We start from the raw sequence: 17551 nt of genomic DNA, 5'->3' as shown, positions 1-17551 counted from the left end.
CCTCCTGCACCTTCCCCGCAGGAGGCGGACCGCTGTCGTGGCAGCCGTTAGGGTGGGGCGCTGTCCAGCAGCCTCCGAGGGCACACCACCCCCGGACCCCCGGCCGGAGGGCCCGTACCGCGATGTCCCTGCACAGCCAGTCGACGGCCTCCTACCAGGCCCCCGCCACACCCGAGTTCCCCCGGCACGTCGTCACCGCGATCCTCGTCGCCCATGACGGCGCCCGCTGGCTGCCCCGGACACTCGCCGGTCTCCTCGGCCAGGAACGCCCCGCGCAGAACCACATCGCCGCCGACACCGGCAGCGCCGACGAATCCGCGCGGCTGCTCACCGAGGCCCTCGGCGACGACCGCGTCCTGCACCTCGCCCGCCGCACCGGCTTCGGCACCGCGGTCGACGAATCCGCCCGCAGCGCGGGCACCCTGACCCCCGAGGACCTCCCGTACCTCAAGCGCCCCAGCGGCTGGGACCCGGTCAGCCGCACCTGGCGCGACGACACGTACGACCTCCCCGACCTCCCCCACGGCGACCCCGTCCAGTGGCTCTGGCTCCTGCACGACGACAGCGCCCCCGAACCCGACGCCCTCACCGAACTGCTCCGCGTCGCCGACGAGAACCCCGACGCCGCGATCATCGGCCCCAAGCTCCGCGGCTGGTACGACAAGAAGCAGCTCCTCGAAGCCGGCGTCACCATCGCCCGCAGCGGCCGCCGCTGGACCGGCCTCGACCGCCGCGAACAGGACCAGGGCCAGCACGACCAGGTCCGCCCCGTCCTGTCCGTCTCCACCGCCGGCATGCTGGTCCGCCGCGACGTCTACGACGAGCTCGGCGGCTTCGACCGGCGCCTGCCCCTGATGCGCGACGACGTCGACCTGTGCTGGCGCGCCCAGAGCGCCGGCCACACCGTCCTCGTCGCCCCCGACGCCGTCCTGCGGCACGCCGAGGCCGCCGCCCGCGAACGCCGCACCGTCGACTGCGCCGGCCGCACCACCGCCGGCCCGCACCGCGTCGACAAGGCCGGCGCCGTCTACACGATCCTTGCCAACAGCTCCGGCCGCGCCCTGCCGTACGTCCTGCTGCGCGTCCTGCTCGGCACCGTGCTGCGCACCCTCGCCTACCTCATCGGCAAGGCCCCCGGCCAGGCCGTCGACGAACTCACCGGCCTCCTCGCCACCCTGCTCCGCCCCGGCCGGCTCCTCGCCGCGCGCAAGGCCCGCCGCCGCCCCGCCGTCCCCGCCACCGAACTGCGCCCGCTCTTCCCCCCGCCGGGAGCCTCCCTGCGGGCCAACGCGGAACAGCTCGCCGGCTACTTCGGCGGCGACCGCGACACCGCGACCGCCCCCGCGGGCCGGCACGGCGGAGGCAGCGTCCTCGACGCCCCCCGCGAGGACGGCGACTACCTCGTGGAGACCGAGCGCTTCGCCCGCCTCAAGCGGCTCGCCCGCAACCCCGCGCCCGTCCTCCTCGCCCTCCTGGCCCTCGTCTCCCTCGCCGCCTGCCGCGCCCTGATCGGCGGCGGCTCCCTCATGGGCGGCGCCCTGCTGCCCGCCCCCGGCAGCGGCTCCGACCTCTGGGGCGCCTACACCGACAGCTGGCACGCCGTCGGCACCGGCTCCACCGCCTCCGCGCCGCCCTACCTGGCCGTCCTCGGCGCCCTCGCCACCCTGCTGTTCGGGTCCACCCAGGCCGCCCTGACCCTGCTGCTCGTCGGATCCGTCCCGCTCGCCGGCCTCACCGCCTACTTCGCCTCCCGGCCCCTCGTCGAATCCCGGCTGCTGCGCGCCTGGGCGGCCATCGCCTACGCCTTCCTCCCCGCCGTGACCGGCGCCCTCGCCGGCGGCCGCCTCGGCACCGCCGTCCTCGCCGTCGTGCTCCCGCTCCTCGCCCGTGCCGCCGTCGCCGCCTTCGACCTCGCCGACGGCGCGGAAGCCGCCGACCGACGGGGCGGCCGGCGCGCGGTGTGGACGTACATCCTGCTCCTCACCCTCACCACCGCCTTCACCCCCGTCGTATGGCCGCTCGCCGCCGTCCTCGGGATCGGCGCGCTGGTCCTGCGCCGGGCGCACTGGAAGGCGTACGGCCTGCGCCTGCTCGCCACCCTCGCCGTCCCGCTCCTCGTGCTCGCCCCCTGGTCACTGGGCCTGCTCACGCACCCCGGCCGCCTCCTGCACGAGGCCGGACTGCCCTACGGGGTCGGCTCCGCCGACGCCTTCGGCCTGCTCGCCATCAGCCCCGGCGGCCCCGGCACCGGCCCCGGAGCCGTGCTCGTCGGCATCGTCCTGGCCGCCCTGGCCGCCCTGCTGCGCAGCGACCGCGCCTTCGCCGTCCGCACCGCCTGGGCCGCCGCCCTGGCCGGACTGCTCCTGGCCGTCGTCCTCAACCGCACCGCCTGGGCCGGACCCGCCACCCTCGTCTTCGGGCTCGCCCTGCTCGCGGCCGCCGCGCTCGGCGCCGACGGGGCCAAGGAACGCGTCGCCGCCCGCAGCTTCGGCTGGCGCCAACCACTGGCCGCCCTCATCGCCCTGGCCGCCGCCGTGGGACCGCTGATCGCCGCCGCCACCTGGATGGTCGCCGGGGCCGACGGCCCGCTGCAGCGCCGCGACCCCGTACAGGTCCCGGCCTTCGTCGCGGACGCGGGCGGTGACGACAACCAGACCCGCACCCTGATCCTCGACCTGGAACCGCCCGCCACCGTCTCCTACAGCCTCGTCCGCGGCTCCGGCGGCCGCATCGGCGACGCGGAGGTCACCGCCCGCACCGGCGGCGACGCCCGCCTCGACAAGGTCGTCTCCAACCTCGTCGCCGGCTCCGGCGCCGACCAGTCCAGCCAGCTCAGCGCCTTCGCCATCCGCTTCGTGATGTTCCGCCCCGGCGGCCCCGAGGAGATCCGCCGCGTCCTCGACGCCACCCCCGGCCTCAGCCGTCGCCACCAGCAGGACGGCACCGCCCTGTGGGGCGTCGAACCCTGGCTGCCGCGCGCCGTCATCCTCTCCGGCAAGCAGGGCGAGGCCCCGATCCCCGTCGCCTCCGGACCCGTCGAGGCCCACAGCAAGATCCCCGCCGGTGACGCGGGACGCGTCCTGCGCATCGCCGACCGGGCCGACGAAGGCTGGCAGGCCACCCTCGACGGCAAGGCCCTCAAGCCCAAGACCGTCGACGGTTGGGCCCAGGGCTTCGAACTGCCCGCCGACGGAGGCCGCCTCGACCTCGTCCACGAGGACTCCCTGCTGCGGACCGCCTGGTACTGGACCCAGGGCCTGCTCGCCCTGGTCCTGCTGGTGATGGCCCTGCCCGGCCGCCGTGCCGAGCTCGACGACGACCTGCCCGAGGAGGAGGCCGCGCTCCCGTCCCAGCCCGGCCCGGGCGAGGCCGGCGAGGGCCGCCGCGCCCGCCGGCTGCGCGCCGAGGCCGAACCGGCCCCCGTACCGGTGGAGACCGCCGAGGTCGCCGACCCGTACGCGCAGATCCCGGCGCAGCCCGTGTACGGCGACGACGGCTACGCCTACCAGGCCTACGGCGACCAGGGCGGCTACGCGTACGAGCCGCAGCAGCAGGTCCCCTACGACCAGTACCCGCAGTACGACCAGCAGGGCGCTCAGCAGGGCGGACAGGCCGGACAGGCCGGTCAGGGCTACGAGGACCCGTACCCGCAACAGCCGCAGCACCAGCCGGTCCAGGACCCGGACCAGCAGCAGTACCCCTACCCGTACGAGCCCTACCCGCCGTACGACCCCCACCAGCCCCACGCACCGCACGACCAGCGCCCGGACGGGAGCCCCCAGCAGTGAAGCAGCGCGCACCCCTGACGCTGGCGGCGGTGACCGCGGCCCTGGCCGCCCTCACCGGCGTCGCCGCCCTCACCGCACCCGCCGCCGACGGCAAGGCGGCCGACACCAAAGCCGCCACCGCGGCCCGGATGCCGGTGGAGCGGTCCCTGCTGGTGTGCCCCGGGCCCAGCTCCTCGGACATCGCCGAGACCACGTACACGGCCTTCACCCCCGGCGCCCCCGCCGGCGAGGGCAAGGGCTCGGCCCGACTGCTCGGCGCGACCAAGGACGCCAAGCCGGTGCTGGAACCCAAGGAGCAGGGCAAGCCCTTCGGCGCCACCGCCAGCGGTGCCGACGCGCCCGCCCTCACCGGCAGCGCCGACGGCGCCCTCGCCCCCGGCTGGACCGCACAGCTGACCACCAAGGTCTCGGTCGGCCGCAGCCGCGGCGTGCTCGGCGTCGGCTGCACCGCCCCCGGCACCGACTTCTGGTTCCCCGCGGTCAGCACGGCCAAGGGGCGCGAGGACTACGTCCACCTCACCAACCCCGACGACGCCGCCGCCATCGTCGACATCAAGATCTTCGGCCCGGACGGTCCGGCCAAGCCCGACGCCGGCACCAGCGAGAGCATCCGGGTCGACCCCAAGTCCACCAAGACCGTCCTGCTGTCCACCCTCGTCCCGGGCGCCCAGCTCGCGGACGCCACCGCCCACGTGACCACCCGCGCGGGCCGGGTCGGCGCCTCGGTGCAGGTCGGCGAGGAGGGGGTGGGCGCCGACTGGCTGCCGGCCTCCGCCGACCCGGCGGGCTCGCTCGTCCTGCCCGGCATCCCGGCGGACGCCGCCTCCGTACGGCTGGTCGTCCTCGTACCGGGCGAGGAGGACGCCGACCTGAAGGTGCGCCTGGCCGCACCGGGCGGCTCGATCAGCCCGGCGGGCAACGAGCAGCTGCACGTCAAGGCCGGTATGACGGCGGCCGTGGACCTCAAGGACCTGACCCGCGGCGAGCCCGGCTCGCTGCTGCTGACCCCCTCCGACCCCAAGAAGTCCGCCCCGGTCGTCGCGGCGGTACGGGTGGTCCGCGGCAGCGGCGCCAAGCAGGAGATCGGCTTCATCCCCGCCACCGGGCCGGTCGGCGTACGGGCGACCGTGGCCGACAACCGCCCCGAGGAGAACACCACCCTGCTGGCGCTGACCGCGCCGGGCGCCGACGCGAAGGTCAAGGTGACCGCCTCGCCGGGCACCGGAGGCGGCGAGCCGGCCTCCCAGGAGGTCACGGTCAAGGCGGGCACCACGCAGACGCTGTCCCTGGCCCCGGCGGGCGGAAAGGGCTCCTACGCCCTCACCGTCGAGACCCTCTCGGGCGGCCCGGTCCACGCGGCCCGCACCCTGTCCCTCCCACACGAGGGCATCGCGATGTTCACGGTCCAGGCCCTCTCGGACGACCACTCCACGGTCTCGGTCCCCAAGGCCGCCCAGGACCTCTCCGTCCTGACGCGCTGACAGGGCGGCGCCCCGGTACGCCCGACCCAGGCCGGAGCCGGCCTAGTTCTCGCCGTACCGGGGATCGACCGTCTCCGGCGACAGCCCCAGCAGCTCCGCCACCTGCTCCACGACGATCTCGTGGACCATCATCGCCTTCTCGTCCCGCGTCTTGGCCCGGATCTCCACCGGCCGCCGGAACACCACGATCCGGGCCGGCCGCCCCTCGCGGGGCTCCTGCACCGCGCCCAGCGGCACCGCCTCGTCGTTCCAGCCACCGTCCGGACCGCCCGGCGGCCCGGGCACGTCACCGATCAGGAACTCCACCTCGGACAGCTGCGGCCAGCGCCGCTCCAGCCGCTCCACGGAGTCCCGTACGAGGTCCCCGAACAGCTCCGACCGGCTCGCCGAAAGCGGCACCTGAGGAGGGGCCACCGGACCGCGCATCCCGCGCCCGTGCCGGTCCCGTCGGCGCGGGCGCGGCTCGGCCGGGGCCCCCGCGGGGGGCTCTGCGGGGCAGGGAGGAAGAGGGGTGTCCGTCACCCCCGCAGGGTAGCCCTGAGCACGACACGGGGGAGTGAGCGGCGGTGGAGTCGTCGCGGCCCGGTCAAGAGTGCGGTACCGTCCAACGTCGTGAGCCTTGTACGTCGCTGTTCGCGCACTGCGTGCGGCCGCCCTGCCGTCGCGACACTGACGTACGTCTACGCCGATTCGACCGCAGTTCTCGGCCCGCTCGCCACCTACGCCGAACCCCACTGCTACGACCTGTGCGCCGAGCACTCGGAGCGCCTGACCGCGCCGCGCGGCTGGGACGTCGTCCGCCTGTCCGACGGCTCCGCGCCGTCCCGGCCCAGCGGCGACGATCTCGAAGCCCTCGCCAACGCCGTACGCGAGGCGGCCCGCCCGCCCGAGCGGGCGGTGGAGGCCGGCGGTTCCGGTCAAAGCCGCCCGGTCCCCGGCGAGACCCGTCGCGGACACCTGCGGGTCTTGCGTTCGCCCGATTCCTGACGCCAGGACCGTCTGAAAAGCCCCTCAAGGTTCGAGGTAGGTTTGCCGAACCGCACAGAACACCTCAGGAGGGCAGGCAGTGGCCGCAGATCTTACGAACATCGTCAAGGCATATGACGTACGAGGCGTCGTACCGGACGAATGGGACGAGCCGCTGGCCGAACTGTTCGGTGCCGCCTTCGTCGAGGTCACCGGCGCCACGGCGATCGTGATCGGCCACGACATGCGCCCCTCCTCCCCGGGCCTGTCCGCCGCCTTCGCGCGCGGTGCGGCCGCCTGCGGCGTGGACGTCACCCTGATCGGCCTGTGCTCCACCGACCAGCTGTACTACGCGTCCGGCGAGCTGAACCTCCCCGGCGCGATGTTCACGGCCTCCCACAACCCGGCCCAGTACAACGGCATCAAGCTCTGCCGCGCCGGCGCGGCCCCCGTGGGCCAGGACACCGGCCTCTCGCGCATCCGCGAGCTGGCGGAGCAGTGGACCGACGAGGGCGCCCCCGCCATCGCCGCCGGCACCGTCCCCGGCACGATCACCGAGCAGGACACCCTCGCCGGCTACGCCGCGCACCTGACGGGCCTGGTCGACCTCACCGCCATCCGCCCGCTCAAGGTCGTCGTCGACGCGGGCAACGGCATGGGCGGCCACACCGTCCCCACCGTCTTCGAGGGCCTCCCCCTCGACCTGGTCCCCATGTACTTCGAGCTGGACGGGACGTTCCCGAACCACGAGGCGAACCCCCTCGACCCGAAGAACATCGTGGACCTCCAGGCCCGCGTACTGGCCGAAGGCGCGGACCTCGGCATCGCCTTCGACGGCGACGCCGACCGCTGCTTCATCGTCGACGAGCGCGGCGAGGCCGTCTCCCCGTCGGCGATCACCGCCCTGGTCGCGGCCCGCGAGCTGGCCCGCAACGGCGGCAAGGGCACCGTCATCCACAACCTGATCACCTCCTGGTCCGTCCCCGAGGTCGTCCGCGAGCACGGCGGCACCCCCGTCCGCACCCGCGTCGGCCACTCCTTCATCAAGGAGGAGATGGCCAAGACCGGCGCCATCTTCGGCGGCGAGCACTCCGCGCACTACTACTTCAAGGACTTCTGGAACGCGGACACGGGCATGTTGGCCGCGTTGCACGTGCTGGCGGCGCTGGGTGGTCAGGACGGTCCGTTGTCGGCGTTGGTGGCCTCCTACGACCGGTACGCGGGTTCGGGGGAGATCAATTCCACGGTCGGCGATCAGGCGGCCCGTCTGGCGGCGGTGAAGGCCGCCTACGGCGACACCGAGGGTGTCACCCTGGACGAGCTGGACGGTCTGACGGTGACGGCCGAGGACTGGTGGTTCAACGTCCGTGCCTCCAACACCGAGCCGCTGCTGCGGTTGAACGTGGAGGCCCGTGACGAGGCCACCCTGGCGAAGGTCCGCGACGAGGCCCTGTCCCTCATCCGCGCCTGACCTCATCCAGCCTCGCCGGCGTTCGAGGCGCGCACCCGGCGGAACCCGGGAGCCTGGCTCCGCCCGATCAAGCCTCGCCGGCGTTGGAGCAGGGGGCACCTCCCAGCGGTAGCTGGGGGAGGGTCCGGGCGGAGCCCGGTGCCGGCGGAGCCGGGTTCCCCCGGGGCACAGGCCCCGGGGCCCGGCCCAACCCGCCCCCACGACACCGCACCGCCACGAACTCGGCGGTACGCTGACCTCGCCCCACCCACATGCCCGAAGGGAATCGCCCCATGCCGCTCGAAGCCGGCCTCCTGCAGATCCTCGCCTGCCCCTCCTGCCACTCGCCCCTCGAGGACAAGTCGGCCGACGAGACGGCCCCCGAACTGATCTGCACCGGCCAGGACTGCGGCCTCGCGTACCCGGTCCGTGACGGCATCCCCGTGCTCCTCGTGGACGAGGCCCGCCGCCCCGCCTGACCCCTGCCGCGCCCGCGCAGCAAGGGCAGACGCAGACGCTGAGACCGATTCCGCCACCCTGGATCCGTCAACACCGCCGGAGGCCGCCATGCTCGACGAGTCGCTCCTCGACGCACCGGACGATCTCGCCCGCGTCGACCGCCGGGGCCTGCTCCGCGGTGCGGCCGAGGCCGGAGCCAGAGTCCGTACCGCCGCCCGGCACGCGAGCGAGGCCGGCCTCGCCGAGCTGCGCCCCGACGGCCGCCCGCGCTCCGTCCTGATCGCCGGTCCCGGCACCGCCGCCACCGGCGTCGCCGACCTGCTGGGCGCCCTCGCCGGAGCCTCCGCACCCGTCATCCGGCTCCACCCCACCGGCGTCGCCCACGCCGCCGGCGCCCTGCGCTGGGCGCTGCCGGGCTGGGCCGGCCCCGTGGACCTGCTGCTCATCGCCACCACCGACGGCACCGAGCCCGGCCTCGCCGTCCTCGCCGAGCAGGCGTACCGCCGCGGCTGCAGTGTCGTCGCCGTCGCCCCCGAGCGCTCACCGCTGAGCGAGGCCGTCGACGGGGCGCACGGACTCCTCGTACCGATGGCCAAGGCCCCGTACCAGGAGTACGACGAATCCGCCGCGGCCGGACCCGGCGCCCTGTGGGCCCTGCTCACACCCCTGCTCGTGCTCCTCGACCGGGTCGGCCTGATCACCGCCGCCCCCGACACCCTCCAGCTCGTCGCCGACCGGCTCGACCGCACCGCCGAACGCTGCGGCCCCGCCATCGCCACGTACTCCAACCCGGCCAAGACCCTCGCCGCCGAGCTGGCCGACTCCCTCCCGCTCATCTGGAGCGAGGGCACCGCCGCCGGCTCCGCGGGCCGCCGCTTCGCCGCGACCCTCGCCGAACTCGCCGGCCGCCCCGCACTGGCCGCGACCCTCCCCGAGGCGCTCCCCGCCCACGGCGTCCTGCTCGCCGGAGCCTTCGCCGCCGGAGCCGACCCCGACGACTTCTTCCGTGACCGGGTCGACGAACCCCAGGCCCTGCGCGCCCGCGTCGTCCTGCTGCGCGACCGGCCCGCCGACGGCCTCAGCGCCGCCCCCGCCGCCCGCGAACTCGCCCTCAGCCACGACACGGCCATCAGCGAACTCGAACCCGAGGAGGGCGTGGAGCTGGAACAGCTCGCCGAACTCCTCGCCGTCACGGATTTCGCCACCGCCTACCTGGCGCTGGCCTCCGGGGGACGCACCTGAGGCACACATCCGTGCCCGCCCCTTCATCCAGATCCAGGAAGACGACCGATGGACCGCCTGACGAACACGATCCGCCCCTACGCCTGGGGATCCACCACCGCCATCCCCACCCTTCTCGAGGTGGAGCCCACGGGTGAGCCCCAGGCCGAGATGTGGATGGGCGCCCACCCCGGCGCCCCCTCCCGCCTCGACCGCGGAACCGGCGAGACCACCCTGTCGGACGTCATCGCCGCCGGCCCCGAGCGCGAGCTCGGCGCGGCCGCCGTCGCCAAGTTCGGCCCCCGGCTGCCCTTCCTCCTCAAGATCCTCGCCGCCGGCGCCCCGCTCTCCCTCCAGGTCCACCCCGACCTGGCCCAGGCCAAGGAGGGCTACGCCGACGAGGAGCGCCGAGGCGTCCCGATCGACGCGGGCCACCGCAACTACAAGGACGCCAACCACAAGCCCGAGCTGATCTGCGCGCTCACCCCCTTCGACGGCCTGTGCGGTTTCCGCCCGCCCCTGGAGGCCGCCGAACTCCTCGCCGGCCTCGGCGTCGACTCGCTCGAACCGTACGTCGACCTGTTGCGCGCCCACCCCGAAGAGGCGGCCCTGCGCGAGGTGCTCACCGCCGTACTGACCGCGGACCGCGCGGAGATGGCCCGTACGGTGACCGAGGCCGCGGCCGCCGCCGAACGCCTCGGAGGCCCGTACAAGCCCTACGCCTCACTCGTCCACGACTACCCGGGCGACCCCGGCGTGATCGCGGCCATGCTCCTCAATCACGTCCGACTCCAGCCCGGCGAGGCCATGTTCCTCGGTGCCGGCATCCCGCACGCCTACCTCGACGGCCTCGGAGTCGAGCTCATGGCCAACTCCGACAACGTGCTGCGCTGCGGGCTCACCCCCAAGCACGTGGATGTGCCAGAGCTGCTGAAGATCGTGAAGTTCGAGCCCAGCGACCCGGGCGTACTGCGCCCCGAGGCGTCCCCCGAGGGCGAGGAGGTCTACGAGACCCCCATCGACGAGTTCCGGCTCTCCCGCTTCCTCCTGGCGCCCGGCGGAGCCCCCCAGGTGCTCGCGGACGGGACCCCGCAGATCCTGCTCTGCGCGGCCGGCTCCCCGCAGGCCGGCGAACTGGCCTTGCGTCCCGGCGAGTCGGTCTTCGTACCGGCGGGCGAAAAGGTCGAACTGTCCGGAAGCGGGACGATCTTCCGTGCCACCGTGGTGGTCTGACGTAGCGTCCCTCCCACCGGCTGCAACAATGTGCGGCCGGTAGTCAGTGGCTAGGAAGGACACCCTGCACCCATGAGCGCGTCGGGCGGTACCAAGGCGATCGTGGCGGCACTCGCCGCCAACCTCGCCATCGCTGTAGCCAAATTCGTGGCATTCCTCTTCAGCGGCTCCTCGTCGATGCTCGCGGAAAGCGTCCACTCGCTGGCCGACTCCGGGAACCAGGGGCTGCTGCTGCTCGGCGGCAAGAAGGCCAAGCGCGAGGCGACGCCGCAACACCCCTTCGGGTACGGGCGCGAGCGCTACATCTACGCCTTCCTGGTCTCCATCGTGCTCTTCACCGTCGGTGGCATGTTCGCCATCTACGAGGGCATCGAGAAGATCAACCACCCGCACCCGATCGAGGCCTGGTACTGGCCGGTCGGCGTCCTCGTCTTCGCGATCATCGCCGAGTCCTTCTCCTTCCGCACCGCGATCAAGGAGTCGAACGAGATCCGAGGCAAGCAGACCTGGACCCAGTTCGTCCGCCGCGCCAAGGCCCCCGAGCTGCCCGTCGTCCTCCTGGAGGACCTCGGTGCGCTCGTCGGCCTGGTGCTGGCCCTCGGCGGCGTCGGCCTCGCCCTGCTGACCGGCAACGGCGTCTGGGACGGCATCGGCACCCTGTGCATCGGTGTCCTGCTCATCGTGATCGCGATCGTCCTGGCCGCGGAGACCAAGTCCCTGCTGCTCGGCGAGGCCGCCGGCATCGAAGAGATCGAGAAGATCAAGACCGCGCTCGTCGACGGGGACGTCGTCACCCGCGTGATCCACATGCGCACCCTGCACCTGGGCCCGGAGGAACTGCTGGTCGCCGCCAAGATCGCGGTCGAGGGCAACGACACCGCGACCCAGGTGGCCGACGCGATCAACGCGGCCGAGGCCCGCATCCGCGAGGCGGTCCCGATCGCCCGGGTGATCTACCTGGAGCCGGACATCTACCGTCCCGAAGCCACCAAGTAGCCACGAACGCCCGAAGGCCCCCGCGAGCAGCAGCCCGCGGGGGCCTTCGCACTTCGGTGGCTACGACTCCTCGACGTGTACGGCGCCCCAGACGGGTCCCGCCGGCACCGGCTGCTTCCGCCGCGCCACCAGCGCGGCGATGCCCAGCCCGAGCCCCACGGGAAGGGCGAGGGTCCCGACGGACGATGCCAGGCCGAAAGTCAACATCAGCGCGTTCTTCTCGGGGACGCGGACCCCCGTCACGTCCGACACCGCCAGCGTGCCGTACTGGAGCTCCGGGAAGTAGCGGGAGTCCTCGGAGTTGCCCCGGTTGTCACCCAGGACGAAGACCCGGCCCTTCGGCACCGAGACGGCGAAGCTCAAGCCCGGGTCCCCGGGAGCGCCGCCCAGTACGTAGGGCTCGTCGAGCGGCTGCCCGTTGAGGGTCAGGGTGGCGTCCCCCTTCGCGAAGGCGATGTGGTCGCCCTCCACCGCCACCACGCGCCCGATGGAGGGCCCGCTCCTCTGCCACGCGACGCTCTCGTAACTGACGATGTCACCACGACGCACCTCCGGCGGATCCTTCTTCAGCAGGACCCGGTCCCCATCGCTGAGCGTGGGCAGCATGGCGTCGCCGCCATAGATCACCGGCTTGAACAGGCTCAGCATGAGCGCGATCGCGCCGGCGTTCAGCGCGACGCCCGATATCAGGAGGACGATCGCCCATATCCCCCGTATGCGCCCAGGTCTGTGTTCCATGACTCCGTAACCCCTCCCACCAGTGCGAACGGCCGGAAGAATACGGTCCGGCCGAAACTGGACGGAGGTCGGGCCCCGATCACCGGATCTCTCTCCGTACCCCCTGGTCGACGCCGCGTCAGGCGCGGCCCGCGCCCCCTCCCGGCACCGGCTGTCCGCGCATCACCACCCGGCTTCTTCCTCGTCCGACTGGGGCTCGCTCCACCGATCGGTGTAGATTCGTGCCCAGTGTCAGGCGTCGCTGCTGATGGCGGGTCGGGCGGTCCCTGCGACCGGCCGAGGGGAGAGAGGACCCCCGACGGACTGTGCTCGGTGTCCCGTCCCCAGGACGGCGCACGGCCCAGCCGTACCCACCCTCTCGAACCATGAGGAGCAGCACCCATGGACTTCAAGGTCGCAGACCTCTCCCTTGCCGTGTTCGGCCGCAAGGAGATCACCCTGGCCGAGCACGAGATGCCGGGTCTGATGTCGATCCGCGCCGAGTACGCGCAGGCGCAGCCCCTGGCCGGCGCCCGCATCACCGGCTCGCTGCACATGACCGTGCAGACCGCCGTGCTCATCGAGACCCTCGTCGCCCTCGGCGCCGACGTCCGCTGGGCCTCCTGCAACATCTTCTCCACCCAGGACCACGCCGCCGCGGCCATCGCGGTGGGCCCGAACGGCACCCCGGAGAACCCGCAGGGCGTACCCGTCTTCGCCTGGAAGGGCGAGACGCTGGAGGAGTACTGGTGGTGCACGGAGCAGGCGCTGACCTGGCCGAACACCCCCACCGGCGGCCCGAACATGATCCTCGACGACGGTGGTGACGCCACCCTCCTCGTCCACAAGGGCGTCGAGTTCGAGAAGGCTGGCTCCGCCCCGGACCCGTCGACGGCGGACTCCGAGGAGTACGCCCACATCCTCACCCTGCTCAACCGCACCCTCGGCGAGTCCCCCCAGAAGTGGACCCAGCTCGCGTCCGAGATCCGCGGCGTGACGGAGGAGACCACCACCGGTGTCCACCGCCTCTACGAGATGATGTCCGAGGGCACCCTGCTGTTCCCGGCGATCAACGTGAACGACGCCGTCACCAAGTCGAAGTTCGACAACAAGTACGGCTGCCGCCACTCCCTGATCGACGGCATCAACCGCGCCACCGACGTCCTCATCGGCGGCAAGGTCGCGGTCGTCTTCGGCTACGGCGACGTCGGCAAGGGCTGCGCCGAGTCCCTCCGCGGCCAGGGCGCGCGCGTCATCGTCACCGAGATCGACCCGATCTGCGCGCTGCAGGCGGCGATGGACGGATACCAGGTCGCCACCCTGGACGACGTCGTCGAGACGGCCGACATCTTCATCACCACCACGGGCAACAAGGACATCATCATGGCCGCCGACATGGCCAAGATGAAGCACCAGGCCATCGTGGGCAACATCGGCCACTTCGACAACGAGATCGACATGGCCGGCCTGGCCAAGATCGACGGCATCGTCAAGGACGAGGTCAAGCCCCAGGTCCACACCTGGAAGTTCCCCGACGGCAAGGTTCTGATCGTCCTCTCCGAGGGCCGCCTGCTGAACCTCGGCAACGCGACCGGCCACCCGTCCTTCGTGATGTCGAACTCCTTCGCGGACCAGACCCTGGCCCAGATCGAGCTCTTCACCAAGCCGCAGGAGTACCCGACCGAGGTCTACGTGCTCCCGAAGCACCTCGACGAGAAGGTCGCCCGCCTGCACCTCGACGCCCTCGGCGTCCGCCTCACCACGCTCCGCCCGGAGCAGGCCGCGTACATCGGCGTCCAGGTCGAGGGCCCGTACAAGCCGGACCACTACCGTTACTGATCAACCCCTGATCAGCCTCTGATCAGCGGCGGCAGAACGTGAAGCAGGCCCCCGGCACCCGTGCCGGGGGCCTGCCCCGTATCCCTCGACCCCAAGAAGAGTGCGCACCATGCCCCGCGGCCGCTACTCGCTCCACGACCCGCACGACCACACCCCGCTCGGCGAGGAGCACTTCCACTGCGCGCCCGGCCCCTCAGGCTGGCGCTACGTCTCCCAGCTCACCGGCCCGGACGGCGACCACCGCGGTTCCGTCGACCTGGCCGTCGACGAGCTGGGCCGCCCCATCCGCATGGAGCTCAACGCCGCGAGCTGGCAGGTGCGCGGCGCCGCCATCGACGGCGTCACCTGGGTCCGTACCGACCCCACCGGCACCGAGGCCACCGAGGGCAACATCGCCGCCCCCGGCTTCACCGGCACCTCCCCGGCCTTCCTCGTCGCCACGACCCGCCTGCTGCGCCTGACCCCCGGCGCCCCCGCGACCCGCGTCCGGCTCCTGGCCCTCACCGACCCGGTACTGGCACCCCGTACCGTCGACCAGGCCTGGGCCCTTGTGGCCCGGCAGGAACACCCCACGGACAGCGGCCCGCTGCTGGTGGACGAGTACCAGGTCAGCGCCCTGGACACGGGCGAGGTCCACACGGTCCACATCGCCGGGGACGTGGTGCTCTCGGCCCCCGGCATCGAACTCGAACACCTGGAGACACCGCCCTCGACCTTCGAGGAACAGTGACCGCTCAGGCGGGCGGCGCGAACCCGCCGGCGCGCGGAGACTCCACGGGCGGTACGGGTGCGACGGGCGCCACGGGTGCCGCCGGCGCGGGAGCCACGTAAGGGACCGGCGCCACGACAGGCATCGTCCCCGGCATCGGCATCGGCATCGGCATCGGCATCGGCATCGGCGCGGGTGCCGGCGCGGGCGCGTACCCGGTGCCAGGCCCGGCGGCAGCCGGCCGGAACGCCCGGGCGGCGTCCCGCGTCTGCCGTTCGTGCACCACCGCCATCAGGAACGCGGCGGCCGGCACCCCGGCCGGCGGCGGCGCCCCGGTACGCGCGACCAGATCGTCGGCGAGCCGCACCGCCATCGTGGCACCGACCTGCGGATCCAGCTGGTTCATCCGCGTCAGGTACTGGCGGATCGCCAGCCACAGCCCGTCCGGCACCGCCGACAGGTCCAGCCCGGTGAACCGCCCGGCCAGCCACGGCGGCGGCGGAGGTACCGGCATCACGCGCGTCCCCGGCACCCGCTCCCGGACCACCAGCGTCCCCGCGAACACGTCCCCGAGCCGCCGGCCCCGCGCCGACACCAGCGAGGCGATGCACGCGATGGACCCGAAGGTCAGGATCAGTTCCACGACCCCCATGGATCCGCGCACCAGAGCGTGCCGGAACCGGATCGGTCCGCCGTCGTCCCGGACGACCCGCAGCCCGCAGGCGAGCTTGCCGAGCGACCGCCCGTGGGACAGCGTCTCCACCGCGATCGGTACGCCCACCAGGAACAGCAGGAAGGTCGCCACGGCTACGGCCGCCTGGGCGGCCAGGTCCAACGAGGCCGTGGCCACGGTCAGCCCGACGGAGATGAGCACGTATCCGGTGACGTACACGGCCAGGTCCAGGAGGATCGCCAGCCCGCGGCTCGGCAGCCGCGCGGGCCGGAGCCCCAGGACCACCGCGTCCCCCGTCACCAGATCGCTCACCACAGCACCTCTCATATGACCTGCCCCCGCCCCTAAGGCCTCCAGTCTGCCAAGCTGACCACACTAGGAATAGGCAATGGCCAGGGGACCTGGGACAGGGGAGCGGCAACCGGATGGATCTCGACGTCTTCGTGACCGCACACCGTGCGGAGTGGGACCGCCTGGAGCAGCTCCTGGGCCGCGGCCGCAAGCTCACCGGTGACGAGGCCGACGAACTCGTCGCGCTCTACCAGCGCACCTCCACCCACCTCTCGCAGATCCAGTCCAGCGCCCCGGACCCGATGCTCACCGGCCGGCTGACCCAGCTCGTGGCCCGCGCCCGCGCCACGGTGACCGGCACCCGCCGGGCCGGCTGGCGCGACGCCGCCCTCTTCTTCACCGCAGGCTTCCCGGCCGCGGTCTACCGCAGCCGCCGCTGGTGGATACCGACGGCCCTGCTCTCCACGGCACTCGGCGTGCTCATCGGCTGGTGGATAGCCACGCACCCGGAGGTCCAGAGCGCCATCGCGGCCCCCGAGGAACTGAAGGCGCTCACGCAGCCGGGCGGCGAGTACGAGACGTACTACTCCAGCCACCCCGCGGGCTCCTTCGCCGCCCAGGTCTGGACGAACAACGCCCAGGCGGCGGCGATCTGCCTGGTGCTGGGAGCGTTCCTGGGGATACCGGTGCTCTGGATCCTCTTCCTGAACATGGCCAACCTCGGCGTGGGCATCGGCCTGATGGCCTCCGCCGGCCGCCTCGACGTCTTCCTGGGCCTGATCCTTCCGCACGGCCTGCTCGAACTGACCGCGGTGTTCGTGGCCGCTGGCATGGGCCTGCGCCTGGGCTGGACGGTCATCGACCCGGGCCCCCGCACCCGCCGTGCGGCCCTCGCGGAACAGGGCCGCACCGCCCTCGGCATGGCCATCGGCCTCGCGGTGGTCCTCTTCGTCTCGGGCCTGATCGAGGGCTTCGTGACCCCGTCGGGCCTCCCCACCTGGGCCCGCATCGCGATCGGTGTCGCGGCCGAGGTCGCGTTCCTGCTGTACGTCTTCATCCTGGGCGGCAGGGCCGCGCGCGCCGGCGACGTGGGAGACGTGGAGGCGGCCGACCAGACGGCGACGCTCCCGACCGCGGCCTGATGTGCGTACAAGCCTGTTGAGCTGCTAGTCTCCTCGTCGTCCCGCGAAGACCGTTGACACGGAGCGCGCGGGGAGGTAGATTCGAACGGTTGCCTCGAACTGGACAAGTTCGGCAGCGATGGTTTAAACTCTCTCTCGCCCCCAAAAGGAATTGAATTCCAGTGGGGTACAACCGACTCCTCATTCAGGAATCCGAAGCCGGGAAATCCGGTGGAAAACTTCTGATAGAGTCGGAACCGCCGGAAAGGGAAAACGCGAAAGCGAAAACCTGGAAAGCGCCGAGGAAGTCGGACACGAAAGAGTCTGATAGAGTCGGAAACGCAAGAACAGAACGAAAGCCCGGAGGAAAGCCCCAGCGGATGTCGCGGGGGTGAGTACAAAGGAAGCGTCCGTTCCTTGAGAACTCAACAGCGTGCCAAAAATCAACGCCAGAAGTTGATACCCCGTCCACTTCGGTGGATGAGGTTCCTTTGAAAAAGACCTGTCGGGCCTTCGGGCACTGGCAGGCGAAAACACAGCGAGGACGTTGTGGCGCGTCGGTCTTATTCCGACATGACGTGCCCGCTCTAAGTGATGTGTGCACCCG

The 17551-nt window shown here is 72.5% G+C and carries 14 protein-coding genes; 11 read left to right on the top strand and 3 right to left on the bottom strand.

The window, feature by feature from the left end; genetic code table 11:
- Window positions 1–122: 122 nt before the first annotated feature.
- Together AB8A24_RS10825 and AB8A24_RS10820 are read left to right on the top strand one after the other, a co-directional pair.
- Window positions 123–3788 (top strand): glycosyltransferase, encoded by a 3666-nt coding sequence (locus tag AB8A24_RS10825; RefSeq protein WP_328963138.1) that lies wholly within the window; start codon window positions 123–125, stop codon window positions 3786–3788.
- Window positions 3785–5269 (top strand): DUF5719 family protein, encoded by a 1485-nt coding sequence (locus tag AB8A24_RS10820; RefSeq protein WP_328963139.1) that lies wholly within the window; start codon window positions 3785–3787, stop codon window positions 5267–5269. Before AB8A24_RS10825 ends, AB8A24_RS10820 begins: the two co-directional genes overlap by 4 nt.
- 42 nt (window positions 5270–5311) lie before the next feature.
- Here AB8A24_RS10820 and AB8A24_RS10815 read toward each other — a convergent pair whose 3' ends face one another.
- The gene (locus AB8A24_RS10815) at window positions 5312–5695 is read right to left on the bottom strand and encodes a metallopeptidase family protein (RefSeq protein ID WP_328963140.1); all 384 of its coding nucleotides are present in this window, start codon (window positions 5693–5695) and stop codon (window positions 5312–5314) included.
- A gap of 111 nt (window positions 5696–5806) precedes the next feature.
- Between AB8A24_RS10815 and AB8A24_RS10810 the strand changes: the two genes are divergently transcribed.
- The 6 genes from AB8A24_RS10810 to AB8A24_RS10785 all read left to right on the top strand — a co-directional run bounded on the left by AB8A24_RS10810 (window position 5807) and on the right by AB8A24_RS10785 (window position 11594).
- Window positions 5807–6256 (top strand): DUF3499 domain-containing protein, encoded by a 450-nt coding sequence (locus AB8A24_RS10810; RefSeq protein WP_078851479.1) that lies wholly within the window; start codon window positions 5807–5809, stop codon window positions 6254–6256.
- Window positions 6257–6335: 79 nt separating this feature from the next.
- On the top strand, window positions 6336–7706 hold the full coding sequence (locus tag AB8A24_RS10805; protein ID WP_328963141.1) for a phosphomannomutase/phosphoglucomutase: 1371 nt from the start codon (window positions 6336–6338) through the stop codon (window positions 7704–7706).
- A 272-nt stretch (window positions 7707–7978) separates the two neighbouring features.
- A complete protein-coding gene (locus AB8A24_RS10800) occupies window positions 7979–8164 on the top strand; it encodes a Trm112 family protein (protein WP_266392032.1) in 186 nt (61 codons plus the stop codon).
- A gap of 88 nt (window positions 8165–8252) precedes the next feature.
- Window positions 8253–9386, top strand: coding sequence for an SIS domain-containing protein (locus AB8A24_RS10795; RefSeq protein ID WP_328963142.1), 1134 nt, complete (start codon window positions 8253–8255; stop codon window positions 9384–9386).
- Between the two features lie 48 nt (window positions 9387–9434).
- Window positions 9435–10598 (top strand): mannose-6-phosphate isomerase, class I, encoded by a 1164-nt coding sequence (gene manA / locus AB8A24_RS10790; RefSeq protein ID WP_369475415.1) that lies wholly within the window; start codon window positions 9435–9437, stop codon window positions 10596–10598.
- A 72-nt stretch (window positions 10599–10670) separates the two neighbouring features.
- Window positions 10671–11594, top strand: coding sequence for a cation diffusion facilitator family transporter (locus AB8A24_RS10785; RefSeq protein WP_328963144.1), 924 nt, complete (start codon window positions 10671–10673; stop codon window positions 11592–11594).
- A 60-nt stretch (window positions 11595–11654) separates the two neighbouring features.
- On the opposite strand, the gene lepB is transcribed toward AB8A24_RS10785, so the two are convergent.
- Window positions 11655–12332 (bottom strand): signal peptidase I, encoded by a 678-nt coding sequence (gene lepB / locus AB8A24_RS10780; RefSeq protein ID WP_328963145.1) that lies wholly within the window; start codon window positions 12330–12332, stop codon window positions 11655–11657.
- A gap of 381 nt (window positions 12333–12713) precedes the next feature.
- Here lepB and ahcY point away from each other — a divergent pair, with 381 nt between their 5' ends.
- Both ahcY and AB8A24_RS10770 read left to right on the top strand, forming a co-directional pair.
- The gene (gene ahcY / locus AB8A24_RS10775) at window positions 12714–14150 is read left to right on the top strand and encodes an adenosylhomocysteinase (protein ID WP_328963146.1); all 1437 of its coding nucleotides are present in this window, start codon (window positions 12714–12716) and stop codon (window positions 14148–14150) included.
- Between the two features lie 109 nt (window positions 14151–14259).
- Window positions 14260–14880 (top strand): hypothetical protein, encoded by a 621-nt coding sequence (locus tag AB8A24_RS10770; protein ID WP_328965955.1) that lies wholly within the window; start codon window positions 14260–14262, stop codon window positions 14878–14880.
- A 4-nt stretch (window positions 14881–14884) separates the two neighbouring features.
- On the opposite strand, the gene AB8A24_RS10765 is transcribed toward AB8A24_RS10770, so the two are convergent.
- Window positions 14885–15844 carry an RDD family protein gene (locus AB8A24_RS10765; RefSeq protein ID WP_369475414.1) on the bottom strand — a complete coding sequence of 320 codons (960 nt, stop codon included), beginning with the start codon at window positions 15842–15844 and terminating at the stop codon, window positions 14885–14887.
- Window positions 15845–15957: 113 nt separating this feature from the next.
- On the opposite strand from AB8A24_RS10765, the gene AB8A24_RS10760 reads away from it, so the two are divergent.
- The gene (locus tag AB8A24_RS10760) at window positions 15958–16965 is read left to right on the top strand and encodes a stage II sporulation protein M (protein ID WP_266392015.1); all 1008 of its coding nucleotides are present in this window, start codon (window positions 15958–15960) and stop codon (window positions 16963–16965) included.
- Window positions 16966–17551: the final 586 nt, after the last annotated feature.

The sequence above is a fragment of the Streptomyces sp. BF23-19 genome, assembly GCF_041106355.1.
Classification (GTDB): Bacteria; Actinomycetota; Actinomycetes; order Streptomycetales; family Streptomycetaceae; genus Streptomyces; species Streptomyces virginiae_A.
Note: the sequence above shows the minus strand (reverse complement) of the source record. Positions and strands in the feature narration are given on the sequence as shown.

Bases quoted from the DNA above. Each gene is read 5' to 3' on its own strand.
- AB8A24_RS10825 (WP_328963138.1), top strand. From the start codon at position 123: ATGTCCCTGCACAGCCAGTCGACGGCCTCCTACCAGGCCCCCGCCACA.
- AB8A24_RS10815 (WP_328963140.1), bottom strand. From the start codon at position 5,695: ATGCGCGGTCCGGTGGCCCCTCCTCAGGTGCCGCTTTCGGCGAGCCGG.
- AB8A24_RS10800 (WP_266392032.1), top strand. From the start codon at position 7,979: ATGCCGCTCGAAGCCGGCCTCCTGCAGATCCTCGCCTGCCCCTCCTGC.
- AB8A24_RS10795 (WP_328963142.1), top strand. From the start codon at position 8,253: ATGCTCGACGAGTCGCTCCTCGACGCACCGGACGATCTCGCCCGCGTC.
- manA (WP_369475415.1), top strand. From the start codon at position 9,435: ATGGACCGCCTGACGAACACGATCCGCCCCTACGCCTGGGGATCCACC.
- AB8A24_RS10785 (WP_328963144.1), top strand. From the start codon at position 10,671: ATGAGCGCGTCGGGCGGTACCAAGGCGATCGTGGCGGCACTCGCCGCC.
- lepB (WP_328963145.1), bottom strand. From the start codon at position 12,332: ATGGAACACAGACCTGGGCGCATACGGGGGATATGGGCGATCGTCCTC.
- ahcY (WP_328963146.1), top strand. From the start codon at position 12,714: ATGGACTTCAAGGTCGCAGACCTCTCCCTTGCCGTGTTCGGCCGCAAG.
- AB8A24_RS10770 (WP_328965955.1), top strand. From the start codon at position 14,260: ATGCCCCGCGGCCGCTACTCGCTCCACGACCCGCACGACCACACCCCG.
- AB8A24_RS10760 (WP_266392015.1), top strand. From the start codon at position 15,958: ATGGATCTCGACGTCTTCGTGACCGCACACCGTGCGGAGTGGGACCGC.